General features: G+C 65.8%; 14 protein-coding genes. 4 read left to right on the forward strand and 10 right to left on the reverse strand.

The annotated features are described in order from the left end of the window. Positions 1–60 precede the first annotated feature (60 nt). Together DESPIG_RS09225 and DESPIG_RS09230 are read right to left on the reverse strand one after the other, a co-directional pair. Complete coding sequence (locus DESPIG_RS09225; RefSeq protein WP_246118345.1) at positions 61–1128, reverse strand: tetratricopeptide repeat protein; 1068 nt, start codon at positions 1126–1128, stop codon at positions 61–63. Positions 1129–1139: 11 nt separating this feature from the next. Next, positions 1140–2927, reverse strand: a complete 1788-nt coding sequence (locus DESPIG_RS09230; RefSeq protein WP_006007854.1) for an LIC12162 family transferase — start codon at positions 2925–2927, stop codon at positions 1140–1142. A 189-nt stretch (positions 2928–3116) separates the two neighbouring features. Between DESPIG_RS09230 and DESPIG_RS09235 the strand changes: the two genes are divergently transcribed. Together DESPIG_RS09235 and rdgB are read left to right on the forward strand one after the other, a co-directional pair. After that, on the forward strand, positions 3117–4031 hold the full coding sequence (locus DESPIG_RS09235; protein ID WP_040369783.1) for a DMT family transporter: 915 nt from the start codon (positions 3117–3119) through the stop codon (positions 4029–4031). After that, a complete protein-coding gene (gene rdgB / locus DESPIG_RS09240) occupies positions 4028–4663 on the forward strand; it encodes an RdgB/HAM1 family non-canonical purine NTP pyrophosphatase (RefSeq protein WP_006007858.1) in 636 nt (211 codons plus the stop codon). The genes DESPIG_RS09235 and rdgB overlap by 4 nt, the downstream gene beginning before the upstream one ends. A 286-nt stretch (positions 4664–4949) precedes the next feature. On the opposite strand, the gene DESPIG_RS09245 is transcribed toward rdgB, so the two are convergent. After that, a complete protein-coding gene (locus DESPIG_RS09245; RefSeq protein ID WP_040369784.1) occupies positions 4950–6317 on the reverse strand; it encodes a helix-turn-helix domain-containing protein in 1368 nt (455 codons plus the stop codon). 1463 nt (positions 6318–7780) lie between these two features. Here DESPIG_RS09245 and DESPIG_RS12915 point away from each other — a divergent pair. Next, entirely contained in the window at positions 7781–9403 is a 1623-nt protein-coding gene (locus DESPIG_RS12915; protein WP_050760307.1) for a GGDEF domain-containing protein, read from the forward strand. A 58-nt stretch (positions 9404–9461) separates the two neighbouring features. Next, positions 9462–10877 (forward strand): TolC family outer membrane protein, encoded by a 1416-nt coding sequence (locus DESPIG_RS09260; protein WP_006007872.1) that lies wholly within the window; start codon positions 9462–9464, stop codon positions 10875–10877. A 536-nt stretch (positions 10878–11413) separates the two neighbouring features. On the opposite strand, the gene DESPIG_RS09265 is transcribed toward DESPIG_RS09260, so the two are convergent. From DESPIG_RS09265 to DESPIG_RS09295, 7 genes are all read right to left on the reverse strand, one after another. Further along, positions 11414–11962: a 4Fe-4S dicluster domain-containing protein gene (locus DESPIG_RS09265; RefSeq protein ID WP_006007874.1), complete on the reverse strand. Its 549-nt coding sequence runs from the start codon at positions 11960–11962 to the stop codon at positions 11414–11416. Then, complete coding sequence (locus DESPIG_RS09270) at positions 11955–12335, reverse strand: hydrogenase maturation nickel metallochaperone HypA/HybF (RefSeq protein ID WP_006007876.1); 381 nt, start codon at positions 12333–12335, stop codon at positions 11955–11957. Before DESPIG_RS09270 ends, DESPIG_RS09265 begins: the two co-directional genes overlap by 8 nt. Positions 12336–12348: 13 nt before the next feature. Further along, positions 12349–13437, reverse strand: a complete 1089-nt coding sequence (locus tag DESPIG_RS09275; protein WP_006007878.1) for a hydrogenase large subunit — start codon at positions 13435–13437, stop codon at positions 12349–12351. Then, positions 13434–13973 (reverse strand): NADH-quinone oxidoreductase subunit C, encoded by a 540-nt coding sequence (locus DESPIG_RS09280; RefSeq protein ID WP_006007880.1) that lies wholly within the window; start codon positions 13971–13973, stop codon positions 13434–13436. Before DESPIG_RS09280 ends, DESPIG_RS09275 begins: the two co-directional genes overlap by 4 nt. Positions 13974–13994: 21 nt before the next feature. Further along, a complete protein-coding gene (locus DESPIG_RS09285) occupies positions 13995–14576 on the reverse strand; it encodes a 4Fe-4S binding protein (RefSeq protein WP_006007882.1) in 582 nt (193 codons plus the stop codon). 215 nt (positions 14577–14791) lie between these two features. Then, positions 14792–15241, reverse strand: coding sequence for an NADH-quinone oxidoreductase subunit B family protein (locus DESPIG_RS09290; protein WP_006007884.1), 450 nt, complete (start codon positions 15239–15241; stop codon positions 14792–14794). Positions 15242–15252: 11 nt separating this feature from the next. Continuing rightward, positions 15253–16215, reverse strand: coding sequence for a respiratory chain complex I subunit 1 family protein (locus tag DESPIG_RS09295; protein WP_006007886.1), 963 nt, complete (start codon positions 16213–16215; stop codon positions 15253–15255). Positions 16216–16217: the final 2 nt, after the last annotated feature.

Consider the following 16217-nt stretch of genomic DNA (forward strand, 5'->3'; position numbering starts at 1 on the left):
GAGGGAGGACCCTTTTCCAAAAGGGTCTCCCTCTCCCCCCTCATAAAAAACTCTTTGCCGTTACTTGCGGTTCTGGGCGCGCAGATAGGCCTTGGCGTCGGGGTCGCCGTTCTTGGCGGCCAGACGGTACCAGCGGGTGGCTTCGGAAAGGTTGCGCTGCACGCCGGTGCCCTGGTCGTACATGAGGCCCAGGCTGTACTGGGCGGCGGGCTCGTTCTGTTCGGCGGCCTTGCGGTACCATTCCACGGCCTTGGCGTAGTCCTGCGGCACGCCGCGGCCCTGTTCGTACATGAAGCCCAGGTTGTACTGGGCCTCGGCATAGCCGCGTTCGGCGGCACGGGTGTACCATTCCACGGCCTTGAGGTTGTCCTGGGCAAAGCCGCGGCCTTCGGCATACATGTAGGCCAGATTGTTCTGGGCCTTGAGGTGGTCCTGTTCCGCGGCGCGCTGGAACCAGTGGGCCGCCTTGGTGTCGTCCTGGTTGCTGGCCTTGGCGTTGAGATACATCCAGCCCAGGGAATACTGGGCATCGGCCAGGCCCTGGTTGGCGGCACGGCCGTACCAGTCGATGGCTTCATTTTCGCTTTTGCGCACGCCGCGACCGTGGGCGTAGAGGTAGCCCAGATTGTACTGGGCCATGGCCAGCCCCTGTTCGGCGGCCTTGCGGAACCAGCGTCCGGCCTCGCCGTAGTTGCGCCGCACGCCGTCGCCCGTGGCCAGCGCGGTGGCCAGCGCGTTCTGGGCGTTGGCCAGCCCCTTGTCGGCGGCCTGACGGAACAGGGTCACGGCACGCTGGGGGCTCTTCTTGACGCCGCGCCCGTCCTGGGTCAGGCGGCCGAGGATGTACAGGGCCTCGGCATTGCCGCTCTTGGTGAGCGGCGTGAGCAGGGTGACGGCTTTTTTGTAATCCTTGCTGTCCAGGGCGCTCTGGACTTCGCCCAGCACGGCTTCCGCGGCGCGCTCTTCGGGGCTGGGGCCGCTTTCGACGGCCTGCGCGGCGTCAGGGGTGGGAGCCGTGGCATCGGCCGCCGGGATGGGCGCGGGCAGCAGCAGGGTCAGGGCCAGGACGGCGGGCAGGGCGAACAACGGCAGGCGGCACAGGGCGCTGCCGGTGGACATACGGGACATGGGAGGTCTCCTTACAGACGTTGCAGCAATGAAACGATATGGGCATCCGGGCCCTTGGGATCGACGAAGGCGTGTTCGCGGCAGAACGCCCGGCGGGCGGACTGGACGCGCTCATCCTGCCACCAGCGGGCGGGGTTGTCCCAGACTTCCCGGACCTTGGCGGCGGCCGCCTCGGCAGAGGGCTGCCAGATGCCGGCCTCGGCCAGCAGGTCCAGCCGGGCCAGGGCTTCGTCGGTCATGGGCCAGATGGATCTGTCCCAGTAGGCGATGGTGGGCACGTTGGCGGCCAGGGCCTGGAGCAGGGTGGTGCCGTGATGGTCCAGGACCATCAGCGAACAGGTGAGCATCTGCGCTTCCAGCGGGCCGCTGCACAGGCGCACATGGGGGAAACGCGGCAACAGCCAGGGCGCATCGTCCAGCGCGCCTGGGGCGTCGAAATGGGGGCGGTAGAGGATCTTGTCGTGCAGGCGGCGGGGCAGGTCTTCCAGGAACCACTGTTTGTCTTCCCGGTACTGGAGCCACTGCAGGGGCGTGGGGCGCGAATCGAGACGGTGGCCGTACAGGGGCATCTCCGCGCCCACGAAGAGCAGGGTATCGTCGCCGCCGCGCCACTGGTCGGCCATGTTGGCCAGCAGGGGATAGGGCAGCGGCAGGAACTGGCCGCCCTTGCCGGCGCCCGTGGCGTCGTAATGGTCCCAGCCCCAGGTGCCGAACGCATGCTGGCTGAACTCCACCAGCGGGGTCTCGCACAGGCAGCGCACCTGGCCCACGTTGCCCCCGTGCTGGACGAACATGACACGGTGGCCGCGGGCACGCCAGATGGCCAGCTGCTGGCGGTAATGGGTATCCTCGTGGGCACGGACCGAGGCCACGCGCACGCGCGGGACGCGCGCCGGGGCGACGTGGTCGGGATGCTCCAGCTCGGCAAGGGTCTGGGGCAGGGCCCCGATGAAAATGGGCAGGGGATCGAGCGGCAGATCGTGCGCCACACCGGTGGCCGCGCTGCCGAAATGGGCGGCCAGAGGACGGCTGGCATCGGGCTGGCGGCTGGGATGGAGCAGGGCCAGCGAATAGCGCAGGGCCTGATGCAGCCGCATGCCGCGCAGGGGCGGGCAGGGCAGGCGCAGCACGCAGGAGCGCGCCCAGGCCCGCAGGCGCTGTTTCAGGCTGCCGCTGTCTTCCGGCGGGACGAGCTGGCCATAGGAGGTGCATACGGGCAGGGCGTAGGAGCGGGTCCAGCGTTCGGGCCAGACGGCCTCCAGCAGGCGGGACATGAGCCAGGTGTTCCAGTCCGCGCCCAGGGCGCCGCTCATAACGAAATCGTGTTCCGTGGCAAAGGAAAACGCGCAGTCCTCGGGCAGCAGCTCCACATGCAGGGGCAGGTGGCCCCAGTCCTCCACCATGGCGCGCACGCGCAGCCAGCGTTCCACCAGCTGGCGCGCCACCGTACAGGCCCAGGGGGTCAGCAGGGTCTCCCAGTAGACGCCGGGCAGATCGACCTCTTCCGGGCCCAGCAGGGTGCTGACGGGATTGTTCTCCTCGGCGCGGCGGCGTTGCAGGCCCAGCAGGTGCCGCCCCAGGGCGGGGATGCTGTCCACGGTCAGGGATTGGGCCATGAGCACGGCCCTGTCCAGCGTTGCGGGATCGCGCAGAGGTTCCCGGCCGAAGACGAAGCTGTCTTCCCAGCCGGGAAAGAAATCTTCTTCCGTATCGAAACACCAGGGCCCGGCTGCCCAATGGGTATCGGGATCGGCCCCACGGGGCATGAGCCCAAGGACAAGGTGGCGCGTCTGAGCCATGAGAGCAAACCTTGGTGGAAGTGGGCAGCGGGGGAACCCCGTGCAGGAGTGGAGACAGCGCGACACGCGCCGCGTAACGGCCAAGATAGCCGGTTTGCAGGGAAAAGGAAAGACTGCCCCGTCCCGCTTTTGCCATTTGCAGGGCAACCTGTTATGAGAGCGCAGGAGGACGGCAGCGCCGGGAAAAGCATGAAACAGAACACATCAGGCTACTTGCTGGCCCTGCTGGCCGTGGTCATCTGGTCGGGGAATTTCGTGGTGGCGCGCGCCGTGGCGGACATGATCCCGCCGTGGCAGTGCAACTTCTGGCGCTGGTTCACGGCCTTCGTCACCATCCTGCCCTTTGCCTGGCGCCACCTGCGCGAGGACTGGCCCGCCCTGCGCCGTCACTGGCGCTTCGTGGTGGTCATGTCCCTGCTGGGCGTGACGCTGATGAACACCTTCTTCTACAAGGCCGGACAAAGCACTGAGAGCCTGAACATGGCCCTGATCGCGCCCACGGCCCCCATCATCATCCTGATATTCTCGCGCCTGCTCTATGGCGAGGCCATCACCCCGCGCCGTCTGCTGGGCATGCTGGTGGTGGCCACAGGCATCGTGATCCTGGTCAGCCGCGGCGATATGGAACGCCTGGCGGCCCTGCGCTTTGCCCCCGGTGACCTCTGGTCCCTGGGCGGGGCGGCCAGTTTTGGCCTCTATTCGCTGTTCATGCGCCACCGGGGCACGGACCTTTCCGTCTTCGGCTTCAGTGCCGCCACCTTCGGGCTGGGGACGCTGTTCTGCGTGCCGCCCGTGCTGGCCGAGATGAGCTGGCTGCCGCCCGTGCAGTGGGAGCCTGCCGTCATTATCGGCGTGCTCTATGCCGGGGTGGGCTGCTCCTTCTGTTCCTTCTGCCTCTGGACGGCCGCCATCAGCCGTATCGGGCCCGTGCGTGCGGGCATCGTCTACTACAGCATGCCCGTCTTCGCCGCCACGGGGGCCCATATCGTCCTTGGGGAGGCCGTCAATACGGCCCAGGTGGTGGGCGGCCTGCTCATCATCGGCGGTATCCTGATCGCGACACTGCAACGACCGCACCTGCCGGTGCGCAAGGAGAACTCATGAACGACAACGGAAAGCTGCGGGTGGTGCTGGCCACCCATAATGCCGGCAAGATCCGGGAACTGGCCGATCCCATGGCCGACTTCGGCATCGAGGTGGTGGGCCTTTCCCTCTTCCCCGAGATCGGCGAGATCGAAGAGACCGGGACCACCTTCGAGGAAAACGCCCTCATCAAGGCCCGCGCCGTGTGTGCCGCCACCGGTCTTGTGGCCGTGGCCGACGACTCCGGCCTGGAAGTGGACGCCCTGGACAAGGGCCCCGGCGTCTATTCCGCCCGTTATTCCAACGACTGGGAAAGCCTGCCCGGCGAGAGCGTGGACAAGCGCAATATGCGCAAGCTGCTGTTCGAACTGCGTGACGTGCCCCAGGCCCGCCGCTCCTGCCGCTTCGTGAGCTGCATGGTGGCCGTGCATCCCGACGGCCGCGAGCTCGTGGTGCGCGGCACCTGGGAAGGCCGCATCCTCGAAGAGCCCCTGGGCGAGAACGGCTTCGGCTACGATCCCCTGTTCTGGGACGAGAGCATCCGCAAAAGCGCCGCCCAGCTCACCCGTGACGAGAAGAACGCCCGCAGCCATCGCGGCAACGCCCTGCGTGCCCTGCTGGCCCGCTGGTCCGATTTCATGGCCGGGGAATAGGCTCCACCGCGACATGACAGGCGGCCTTGGGGCCGGGAAGCGCCGTGTGCCCGCGCCGGCACGCGGGAAGGCCCCCTGGCCTGGGCGATGACGTCCAGGGGCACGCTTTTTCTTCGTCCAGGACACGAGCGCCCGTTACCGTAAGGACGGTAACGGGCGCTCGTGTGTTTTTTGGGCTGTCACCGGCAGATGCCCGGCAGCCCCGCCGGTATGGCGGCGGGCCCGGGCTGGGGCAGCGACGCAGTAGGGGCGACATCGGCAGGCCGGCGGGGGCGGATGACGGAGGTTACGGGGGCGTCTGGCCGAAGAAGGCTGTCACCAGCTCCAGACGGCCGCTCACACCGCACTTGGCGTAAATGGAAGTCAGGTGCCGTTGCATGACCCGTTCCGATATGCCCAGGCAGACAGCGATATTCCCCAGGGGATCCGACGAGGCGAGCACGGCGCGCAGCACGTCGGTCTCCCGGTGGGTCAGGGCGTGTTTTTGCGCGAAAAGGCCGATGGCCTGAGCCTGGCGCAACGGCGGCGCGGATCTGGCGGCGCCGTGATCGCGCAATTGTCCGCTCCAGAAGAATATGGCGCACACGCCTGCCAGCAGCAGGGTATTCAGGACGATGGAGTACTCCTGCCCCAGCAGCCCGAACAGGTCGCTTGGACACAGAAAAAAGGCGCCCACACACAGGGAGCGGCAAAGGCGTCCCATACCGGCCCAGAGCAGCGGCCAGCGCGTCCCGGGGGCCAGGTCGAGGAAAAGCACGGTGAAATAGACGACGTAAAAACCGCTGTAAAAATACAGGATGGACAGATTGAGCTGGTAATGCCGCGGGTCGCTCAGGAAAAAAATCGCCATGTTGGACAGCATGAGCACGCACAGCGTGATCACCGGCATGAAGGCACGCTTGCGTATGTCCGCAAGGAAGCCCGCCAGCAGCAGGCTGGCCAGATAGCACAGGCGGGGCCAGGAGGTCACGTCCAGCGCCCCCGTGGCGTACAGCCGGGTGACGATATCTTCGTTCAGGCCCACGACGATGGAAAGGATGGCCGTGCCCGCCGTGACCAGAGCCAGTGTGCGCCGGGAAGGGGGGGCGGAGGGGGCCTCATCCGCCGTCGCGGGAGCGGGCGTCCGGGCCAGCAGCATGGCCAGGACCAGCGAGACCAGGGCCAGCAGGATGGCGGTTTGCCCGCTGTCCAGGCAGGTGTCCGTCAGGAACTGGATGGCGACGGCCAGGCCGATGCTCCCGCCTGCCACCCTGCCGGTCACGGCGCTGCGGTGCAGGCAGAGGGCCGCACTGTAGTGGAGGAAGGCCCCGGTGCCCCCCAGAAAATACGAGCAGGCGGCGGCCCACAAGAGCAGGGAGGCCGGGATGCCCATGAAGGCAAGGGCGATGAACAGCAGCGCGGGGAACAGCATGGCCGCCGCCGCAACGCTTCGCAAAAGGCCGTAGGCGCAGCGCCGGCACAGGGCCAGGCTCAGATAGCCCGCCGCCAGGTAGGCCATCTGCCCCAAAAAGAAGATGTGGAGGTCTTCCGGCCTGTCCAGCGCCAGCAGGCAGTCTTGCAAAAAAACTTCCGAGGTGAGGAAGACAAAAAAATACAGCGTAAACAGGACAGCGGTCCACAGAGAGGAGATGTGGGGACGGGGTATCGTGCTCATGGCGCCTGGGCCTTGCAGATGGACGGTAACAGGCAGGACGTGGCATATGGTGCCCTCGGTCCTGCTTCTCTGCCTTCCCGGAAACATCCGACGATGGCGGAGGGCCATGCCGCGCTTCAGATCGGCGGCCAGCCGACGCCACCCATGCGGACGGCCCCCGGTGGAGAGCATGTATGGGACATACGGCGGAGGACGTTCCTCGGTTTGTCCAGCGGCGCGCTCCCCGTATGAAAACTTCTTGCTACAGTGCCATCTTAAACAAGGCGCTTGCTTTCAGCAAGCTGCCTGCCTTGGCGGTGCGCATCGCAGCGCCAAGGCAGGATGCATGATGGGGCGTCCAGGCGGAAAAGGGCCCCAGGCCCGCCAGGGGGCCACTTCCCCGTCCCGCGCAGCATCGCCGGGATGATCGCAGCTTCCTGCGTCGCAACGGACATGGCCGGCGGCCGCCATCCGGTGGCCCCCATGACGCGCTTTCATGCGGAAGAGGACCGGCGGGCCAGGGGCGGGATCGCCCCCGCGCAGACGAGCGGGGATCTTCCTTTTCAGTCTGTCGTGGCGACATGTTCAGCCGGGCGCCGCTCCGTGATGCGTCCTGGCTCCAGGAAAAACCGCCTTGCCCGGGAAAGCGCCCTTTTCTTCCAGCGCCGGAAGGACGGGGCGCTTTCCTGTCCGGATTGCGCGATAGTGCGCGATCCCTTTTATCTGATGGAGAGCATGTCTTTTGGGGGGCGTGGCGTAAAGACGACCCCCCGTTTGCGCGACAAAGGACGCATTTTGGCGGCGGGACGGCCTGCCCACATCAGGTCGGCCGGGCTATAGTCAGCGCTGGATAGGGCAGGCAGGGCGTTGTGCGGACACGGGCACCTGAAGGAAGAGGGGTGTCCCTCTCCTTGCCATGGCCTGCCTTCGTGGGAACAGCCCGAGCCGCGCGGACTTTTCCAGACGAGCGCGCACGCCTGGACAGGAAGGGGAACCTTCGCACCGGGCCTCTCCAGGCCGCGCGGGACGGCGACGCTCAAAGGGCCCGGCCATGCGGGCGGCGACAGGCGGCGGCACAGGAAGGCACAGTCTTCGCGGGCCAGGTCGGCCGGGGAAGCAGGACGACCTGGCGGCCCATCCGTGCGGCAAACTGGCGACAGGTAAGAATCATCAATCGTACAGGGTGGAAAAATATCGATAGGAAGGCAAAAAAGTGTACTTTTTTAGCGTATTATATTCCTTAATACATGTGGCTGAAGATAGCTTTCCAAATAGTTATGGCAAAAAAGTACACTTTCTTGCCATAATATGGAATTTTTATTGGCTAGCATGCAGCCATATCCCTGAAACAGGATGGCTGGCTGCCGGAAAAGGAAGGAGATAGGGGCCGCAGCTCCCTGTGCTGCCGCTTCTGAAAGGCTATCCCGTTTTTGACGGGATAGCGCATCGCCTGCTTCCCTATCCCCCGTAGCCGAGGAGGCAACGTGCTGTTCTCCACCTCTTCCTCTCCCGCCTTCTCCTGGCACCTCCAGACGGACACGCTCCTTTTTTGCACGTCGGCCCTCGCCATGTTGGGGATGCGGGAGGACACAGCCCCGGCGACGATGGAAGCCCTGCTGGAGCATGTGCCGCCCTCGCAACGCCGTTTCCTGCGACAGCAGCGGGCTGTCCTGCGCTCCGGCGGAAGGCTGCCCGGAGCGGCCTGCGCCTATGTCTGCAACGGGAGGGACGTCAATGAGCATATGCATGTCCTCCGGCGCGATGACGACGACAGGCCGCAGATTATCCTTGCCTGCCTGGAGTTGCTGGATCCTCCGGCATCGTTGCCGGAAGACGTTGAGGATGGCTACTGGAGCTATACGCGGGGCCAGGCCATGCCCTTCCTGGACATGCGCTGCATGCTGTTGCTGGGGCTGGGCGAGGCGCCCGGTACGCTGGACAGGGAGGGGCTGCGCCGTCTGCATGGCCGCTACCGGGTGGCCGGGCTGCTCTCCCGACTGCGGCGCTGGCTGGACGCCCGCGACGGCGCGGAGCGCCTGCGTCTGGTGCTGATGCCGCGCAGGCCCCAGGGGACGCCCCTGCTGTTCACGGCTTCCGTCCTGGTCCGTGACGACAGGGGACGTGCCTGCGCGGCGGCGGGGACCCTGGCGCCGCTGCTGGAGCACAAGGCGGCCTCCGTAGGCGGGATACGGCGCCTGCTCCTGGCCATGACCGGTTGCCGCGACGGTCTTTGGGACTGGGACGTCTGGAGCGGCCAGGTCTACTACAGCCAGAGCTACCTGGCCATGCTGGGACACACAGCGGAGACCTTCCCGGCGGAGCTGGGGTCGTGGATCCGGGCCATACATCCCGACGACCATGAAAAAGCCGTGGCCTTGCCAATGAAGGTGGCGGCATCGCCGGATGCGGGGGATGCTTTTGTTTGCACCTACCGGATGCGTCATGCCGACGGTTCCTGGCTGTGGATACTGGGACGCGGCTGCGTGTCCGGCAGGGACAGCGCGGGGCGGGCCCTGCGGGTGGTGGGCATGCATACGGACGTCACGGCGTTGCAGGAGGAACGCGATGCCCTTGAAGGGAAGGTGCAGACGGATCCTCTGACAGGCGTATCCAGCCGCTACCATCTGGAACGGGTGTTGCAGCACGCAGACGGGCAAGGCCGGCCCCTGTATGCGGTCATGGCCGATGTGGACGGCCTGAAGCTGGTCAACGACCACTTGGGCCATGAGGCCGGCGATACGTTGCTCTGTCGTGCCGCCCATCTGCTCCAGGCGCATATCAGGAAAGAGGACTGCCTTGCCCGCATCGGGGGGGACGAATTCGTCATCCTGTTCTTCTGTCCGGGAGCGGTGGTGCGCAAGCGGCTGGCGGCCATCCGGCAGGCCCTTTTGCACAGGCGGCAGGACAGTGGCCTGCCTGTGGAGCTTTCTTTCGGCGTCGCCGGATCGGACAAGGGTGGCATGGATGCCGAGGAACTGTTGCGCCGGGCCGATGTTGCCATGCTGCGGGCAAAGAAGCGCCGCCGCGCCGCATCCCATGCCCGCATCCGCGCATGGCTGGAGCGGCATACGGGGCGGGAAGTGGCGTCCGGTGATCCCCGGCTTTAGAAGAGGGCGCATGGGCGCCCTGCGATCTCTGTCATGGTGCAGAACGTAAGGAGGAGTTATGGACGATCTGAAAAAATGGATGCCGGCAGCTTTGGCTGTGGCCTGTTTGCTGGTCTGGAGCGCCGGGAGTGCCTGGGCAAAGGACGATGTCCGGCCGGGGAGCACGCGGGCGCACATCACGGTGAACGATACCGTCCACGGTGTCTTGAGCAGCCACCGCAGCCTGATGAGCATCAAGGAGAACCGTTCCGCCCTGGAACATGAGGTCAGCAAGGCACAGGCGGGTTTCGGGCCCCGTGTGGACGTCAGCGGCTCCATCGGGGTCGGTGTCCTGAGCGATACCACCTCCCGCGGGCTCGATGTCGATGACCAGTGGCTGAGCGTGGGCAGCGTGTCCGCCAAACTGGTCCAGCCCATCTGGGACGGCTTCGCTACCCGCAGCCGGGTACGCACGGCCCAGGCCACCCTGGATTCGGTCAAGGCCCGGGTCTTCGATACGGCCACGTCCCTTTCCCTGGACGGCATCATCGCCCATATCGACCTGTTGCGGCGCATCAAGCTGCTGGAGCTGGCCCGTACCAATGTGGCCCGTCATGAAGCCATCCTGGGCCAGGCCCGCGACCGGGCCAGCATGGGGGCCGACACCCAGGCCGACGTGACCCAGGCAGAGTCCCGTCTGCAACGCGCCCGCTCTTCCCTGGCCGAGGCCGAGGACGCCCTGCGCGTGGCCTATGCCACCTATTCCCGCCTTACGGGCATCTATACGGTGGGGCAGCTGGATGCCGTCCCCATGCCGCCGGACATGCCCGATACGGTGGCGGCCTTCATCGAGACGGCCGAAAAGCATAACCCCAAGCTGGCGGCCTTCCTGCAGGACATCCGCGCTGCCAAGGGGCAGAAGGAGCTGGCCGAGGCCAACATGTACCCGACGTTCCAGCTGGAGGCCGGGCCGGAGTACAGCGACCGCGGTGGCGACCGTGACCGCTGGGTCTACAGCTTCGACGTGCTGGCCACGGTGCGCTGGAACGTGTTCAACAGCGGCGCCGACGTGGAAGGCATCCGGGCCGCTTCGGCACGGGAACGCGAAGCGCGGCAGAACCTGTACGACTATATGGATACCCTGCGCCTGGACATGGAATCCACCTGGAGCAACTACCAGGCCGCGAAGGAGCAATACAAGCACTACTCCGATGCCGTGGTGAACAATACCTATACCCGGCAGGCCTATCATGACCAGTTCCTGCTGGGGAACCGCAGCCTGCTGGACGTGCTGGACTCCGAGAACGAACTTTACAATTCCGCGTCTCAGGCCGAGACGGCACGGGGCAATATCCTGGTGGGGGCCTATCGTCTGTGTGCCCTGTCCGGCGACCTGTTGCCGCGCATGAGCGTCCCGGAAGAACTGGTGACTGGCGGCCCCGGAGAAGCCAAGCCCGTCAAGGGGGAGGATTTCGATCTGGGCTGGTTCCGCTAGTCCCAAGGCCCGGCCGTCCGGCGGCCCGCATCTCTCCCCCCCCTGCGGGCATACGGCGGCCCGTGCCGCACCCTGACCGGCGTCCGTACCTGCGGGCGCCGGTCGTCTTGTTCCCGGGCATGGGCCCGCCACCGGAGCCGCCGGTCAGGGAAGACCGTGCCGCAGCGTTCATGGAACGTCCGTCAGGAGACGGGGCTTGCCCGCTGGTACAGGATCGCCGGCCTCCAGCGGCCCTTTCCTCTTGCCACGGCGGAAGGAGGGGAAGGCGGGGCAGGAAGATGGGCCGGCCGGATGGCGGCCCATCTTCCTGCCCATCGTGACGAAGGCCCGGAGCGTCGCGTGCGCAGACAACAGCGGATGAAGCCGGTGCGTGACGGCGTCGCGTCCTGCGCAGGCCCTGCGGACAGCATCCGCCGCACGACGCAGCGGGTATCGGGAACAGGGAGAGGCGAGGGGGGAGAGGAGGAGCTTTTTCAAAGCTCCTCCTCTCCCCCCATCGAAATGCGGCTGCAACGCCGCCTGGTGGCCCGTGCGCGCTATTCGGCGGCGGGCTTTTTCTTTTCGGGCTTGGGCGCTTCGATGATGGTGCCGTCGGGCTCCACCATGGAAAGGGCGTGCACGGGGCAGGCCTCCATGCAGGCGGTGATCTTTTTGCCGTTCTCTTCGCGCCATGCCTTGCACATGTCGCAGCGCACGGCCACTTCACGGCGGCTGCGCTGGGCCATGGTCTCGCCGCCTTCTTCGGGCATGCCGATGGTATCCAGCGAGATGGTGCCGTAGGGGCAGACGGCGATGCACATCTTGCAGGCCACGCACAGCTGCACGCGCATGGTGATGCGGCCGTCCTCTTCCTGCTGCAGGGCGCCGGTGGGGCAGATGTTGCAGCAGGGGGCGGGGCTGCACTGGTGGCAGCGCACGGTGGTCTTGAAGCCTTCGGCCTTGACCACCTGCACGCGCGAGACCAGCACGTCGCGGTGCTTCATGGCTTCCTTGAAGGTCATCCCGTGGTGCGCGGCGATACAGGCCACTTCGCAGCGGCGGCAGGCGCGGCATTTGTCGGGTATTACCTGAATATGCTCAATCATGGCTTTCCTCCGGCTCCACCTCCAGATTGGTCATCACAAGACCGTGTCCGCCGGTGAAGCGTATGGCGTCGCTGCCGCAGTGGGGGCAGGTAAAGTGCCTTCTGTGCAGCTCGAATGTATGTCCGCAATCCGTGCAGCGGCAGGGCAGGGGAGCGGTCTGCAGGATGAGCTCCGCGCCTTCGGCCATGCCGCCCTGGGCAAGGATCTCGAAGCAGCCTTTCAGGGTCTGCGGCTCCACACAGGAGATGAGGCCCAGCTCGCAGGTGATGCTGCGGATGCGCCGCACCCGCTGTTCCGGGTGGGCCGCATTGTGGTCTTCCACAGTTTTCAGGGCTATCTTGAGCAGCCCCTGGACAAGACTGGCTTCGTGCATCCTTGTTTCCGGCCTAGCGCTCCGTGCAGGAGACGCAGGGGTCGATGCTGTTGGTGATCAGGGCCACGTCGGCCACGGCGCAGTCGCGCATCATGACGCCCAGGGCCTCCCAGTTCATGTACGAAGGCACGCGCCACTTGAGGCGGGCCGGGATGTCCGTGCCGTTGGTGCGGATGTAGTAGAAGACCTCGCCGCGGGGCGCTTCGCTGCGGGCACAGGCTTCGGCCGTGTGGATCTGGCGCATGGGCACGCAGTGGGGGCCTTCGGGCATGCGCTCGCAGCACTGGCGGATGAGCTTGAAGGATTCGAAGATCTCGTCCAGGCGCACCATGGTGCGGGAGTGGATGCAGCAGCCGTCATGGGTGATGCTCTTGAACTCCAGGTCGGGATAGGCCGCATAGGGCGAATCCTTGCGCACGTCGATGGCGATGCCGGAACCGCGCGCCACGGGGCCCACCACGCCCAGACGCAGGGCGTCTTCCCTGGGCAGCAGGCCCAGGCCCTTGGTACGGCCCAGGACCATGGCATTGGTGGCATAGATCTCGCGGATCTCGTCCACGGCGGGCTCCACCTTGTCGACCATGCCCAGGATGTACGTGAGCATGTCCGGGGGCACGTCGCACTTGACGCCGCCGATGCAGTTGGAGGCCAGGTTCATGCGGTTGCCGTAGACGGTCTCCTTCACGTCCTGCATCATCTCGCGCACTTCCATGACGTGCATGAACAGCGACTTGAAGCCGATGATGTGGGCCTGGATGGCGGTGTTGAACAGGTGCGAGGCAACGCGCTTGATCTCTTCGGCCAGCACGCGCAGGTAGTGGGCGCGGACCGGGATCTCCATGCCCAGCACGTTTTCCACGGCCATGCTGTAGGTGAAGCTGTGGCTGTTGGAGCACAGGGAGCAGACGCGCTCGGTAAGGGTGACGTTCTTGATGAGGTTGCGCTGGGTGGCCAGGGCTTCCATGCCGCGGTGCACGTGACCGGAGGTCAGCTCCACCTTGCGGATGGTCTCGCCTTCCACGGTGAGGTTGAAGTAGACGGGCTCTTCAAGCGCCACATGCACGGGGCCCAGCGGCATGTTGAAAGTGGTGAGCTTGCTCATGCGCGTTCCCCTTCCTTTTCTTTCAGAATGCGTTCCCAGAGGTCCGTGGTGCAGGCCCCGTTCATCATGATGGACAGCGGCACGGCCTCGTTGAGGATGCCGGCGTCCAGTTCCTCGTCAAGGAAGAGGCGGCGCGGGTTGGGCTGGTTGGCCACACGGATGCCGTACAGTTCCATCATCTCGCGCTCATGCCAGTCGGCATTGGCGAACAGGGGGGTGATGGAAGGCACGGTGTTGTGTTCGGCGGTCAGGGTGACGGTGATGTTGTAGACCACGCCCTGCAGCTCGAAGTGGTAGCACAGTTCCTGCTGCTGTTCTCCCAGCTGCTTCAGGTTGTAGGCCGTGATCATGCACAGACGGGCATGGGCGCCCTGCAGGGCGGTGGCGGCCTGGCTCATGAAACGGGGATGGTCCAGGCGGAACCAGTGGTAGGCGTTGCCGTAGGCGTCGGTGCTGTGATGTATGGCTTTGTCGCGGGTGCAGAGGGCTCCCAGAGCCTCTATGAGCGCGGCGTTGCCTTGCAGAATCTCTTGCATGTTCAATCCTCGTAAAAACGGCTAATCCGTGGTGGGCGCGGCAGAAGCGGGGGTCTGGGCGGGCTCCATGGCCTTGTGGGGCTCGGGCAGATGACAAAGGCTGCGCTTGGCGTCCTCGATCTGGCGGCACTTGGGGCACAGGTGACGGATCTGGTCGGGGTCGATCTCGCTGTTCTGGGCGTAGAGTTTTTCCGCCAGTTTGAGCGGCAGGGGCCGCATGAGGGTGCCGCAGTGCGAGCAGGGTTCGTAATTGATGGTCTGCTGCTCCACACGACCGAACTTTTCGGACTCCAGGTGGGCCGAATGCCAGTCATTGGTGATGCTCATGGCACCGGTGGGGCAGTACTGGCGGCAGGAGGCGCACAGACAGCAGGAGTCCTGCCAGACCGTGATGGTGTAGCCGCTGTTGTCCGGTTTCTGGCGGATGTTGATGGCCCCGGCGGCACAGACATGACGGCACACGCCGCAGCCCATGCACAGGTTGGGGTCGATCTTCACCCGGCCCCGCAAGCGCTCGGGCGTGAATGTTTCACCCAGCGGGAACGGGTCCGTGCTGGGGCCTTGCAGCAGATTGCGGAACAGAATTTTCAGAAAACCCGCCATAATTATTCCTCCGGGCCCGGGCGCGGGCCTTTGGGCGTACGGGGAATCAGACCGCAGACGTGGTGGCATATGCCGCAGCGCCGGCAGGGCTGATCCCCGGAAGTTGTCTCGGCAGCGGGGGAGGCACTGTCAAGAGGTGCGGTACCGTCAGCGGGAGCGGCGTCACGCAGCCCCAGCCAGACGGCCAGCCGATGCAAAGGCTTCCCCCTGTCCATTTATTCCTCGATGCCCAGCTTTTTGAGCCACATCTTGCGTGCCAGCACCACGCCTTCCAGGATGGCCTGGGGGCGGGGCGGACAGCCGGGCACGTTCACATCCACGGGGATGTAGCGCGAGATGGGGCCCTCGATGGAGTAGCCTTCGCGGAACACGCCGCCGGAGATGGGGCAGATGCCCACGGCCACGGTGATTTTGGGCTCGGGGATCTCGTTCCAGACCGCGAGCACGCGGTCGCGCACACGGGTGGTCAGCGGGCCGGTGATGAGCACGATGTCGGCATGGCGGGGGCTGCCGCAGTACCGGCACCCCAGGCGTTCCACGTCGTAGCGGGGGATGCAGGCCGTGGTGGCCAGTTCCACGTCACAGCCGTTGCAGGAGCCCGCGTTGATGCGGAAGAGCCACGGCGAGCGTACCGACAGTTTCTTGAGCATGTTGTCCAGACTCATGCCCGACCTCCTTACAGCGCCCACACCAGCACCAGGCTCACCAGAGCCAGGACGGTGGGGACCTTCACATAAAAGCGGAACGCCTGGTCGATGCGGAAACGCCCGGTGGCGGACTTGACCAGGGTCAGGGACAGCAGCATCAGCACCAGACACTTGAAGACGAACCAGATCAGGTTGACGATCCAGAAGTCGGAGATGGTGCCGGGGAAGAACAGGGCCACGCCCAGGCCCAGGACCACGAAGGTCTTGAGGGCGGAGCCGATCTGGAACAGGGCCAGCAGGGGGCCGCCGTATTCCAGCAGGGGACCTTCCAGCACTTCGGTCTCGGCTTCGGGGATGTCGAAGGGCGGCACGCCCATGGTGCCGGGCAGGAAGATCAGGTAGGCCAGCAGGGCCGGGATCATGACCGGGTTGAGGCCCAGGGAACCGGCGTTCTGCTGCCAGTCCACGATGGCCAGCAGCGAGAACTCGGCACCGGTACCGGTGGCCTTGCCCACCAGCATGGCCACGGCCAGCAGGATCATGAGCAGGGGGGTCTCGTAGGCCAGCATCATGAGCATCTCACGCGAGAAGCCCATGGCGCCGAAGGGCGAGCTGGAGGCCGAGCCGCCCAGCATGATGGCGATGGCCGGGATGGGCAGCAGGTAGAAGAGCACCAGCAGGTCGCCCATGTTGTACAGGCCGCTGAACACGCCGGGCACGGGGATGAAGGCCGCACAGACGGCCATGCCCGCAAAGCCCACCACGGGCGCGGCCAGGAAGACGCTGCGCACGGCCGTTTTGGGGATCAGGGTCTCCTTGGTCAGCAGTTTGGCGATATCCAGCAGGGGCTGGATCAGCGGCGGGCCCACGCGGCGCTGCAGGCGGGCCTCGACGCGACGGTCAAGGCCTTTGAACAACAGCCCCACAGCCAGCGCGAACAGGCCGCCGGGGAAAATGCACATGTGCAGCACACCAAGAATGATGTCGGTCATCT

It is taken from the genome of Desulfovibrio piger ATCC 29098 (genome assembly GCF_000156375.1).
Classification (GTDB): Bacteria; Desulfobacterota; Desulfovibrionia; order Desulfovibrionales; family Desulfovibrionaceae; genus Desulfovibrio; species Desulfovibrio piger.

What these genes read in the sequence shown, in the direction of transcription:
- DESPIG_RS09245 (WP_040369784.1), bottom strand. Translation starts at nt 6,317, where the DNA reads ATGAGCACGATACCCCGTCCCCACATCTCCTCTCTGTGGACCGCTGTC.
- DESPIG_RS09290 (WP_006007884.1), bottom strand. Translation starts at nt 15,241, where the DNA reads ATGAGTCTGGACAACATGCTCAAGAAACTGTCGGTACGCTCGCCGTGG.
- DESPIG_RS09285 (WP_006007882.1), bottom strand. Translation starts at nt 14,576, where the DNA reads ATGGCGGGTTTTCTGAAAATTCTGTTCCGCAATCTGCTGCAAGGCCCC.
- DESPIG_RS09225 (WP_246118345.1), bottom strand. Translation starts at nt 1,128, where the DNA reads ATGTCCCGTATGTCCACCGGCAGCGCCCTGTGCCGCCTGCCGTTGTTC.
- DESPIG_RS09265 (WP_006007874.1), bottom strand. Translation starts at nt 11,962, where the DNA reads ATGATTGAGCATATTCAGGTAATACCCGACAAATGCCGCGCCTGCCGC.
- DESPIG_RS09230 (WP_006007854.1), bottom strand. Translation starts at nt 2,927, where the DNA reads ATGGCTCAGACGCGCCACCTTGTCCTTGGGCTCATGCCCCGTGGGGCC.
- DESPIG_RS09280 (WP_006007880.1), bottom strand. Translation starts at nt 13,973, where the DNA reads ATGCAAGAGATTCTGCAAGGCAACGCCGCGCTCATAGAGGCTCTGGGA.
- DESPIG_RS09295 (WP_006007886.1), bottom strand. Translation starts at nt 16,215, where the DNA reads ATGACCGACATCATTCTTGGTGTGCTGCACATGTGCATTTTCCCCGGC.
- DESPIG_RS09275 (WP_006007878.1), bottom strand. Translation starts at nt 13,437, where the DNA reads ATGAGCAAGCTCACCACTTTCAACATGCCGCTGGGCCCCGTGCATGTG.
- DESPIG_RS09235 (WP_040369783.1), top strand. Translation starts at nt 3,117, where the DNA reads ATGAAACAGAACACATCAGGCTACTTGCTGGCCCTGCTGGCCGTGGTC.
- DESPIG_RS09270 (WP_006007876.1), bottom strand. Translation starts at nt 12,335, where the DNA reads ATGCACGAAGCCAGTCTTGTCCAGGGGCTGCTCAAGATAGCCCTGAAA.
- DESPIG_RS09260 (WP_006007872.1), top strand. Translation starts at nt 9,462, where the DNA reads ATGGACGATCTGAAAAAATGGATGCCGGCAGCTTTGGCTGTGGCCTGT.
- rdgB (WP_006007858.1), top strand. Translation starts at nt 4,028, where the DNA reads ATGAACGACAACGGAAAGCTGCGGGTGGTGCTGGCCACCCATAATGCC.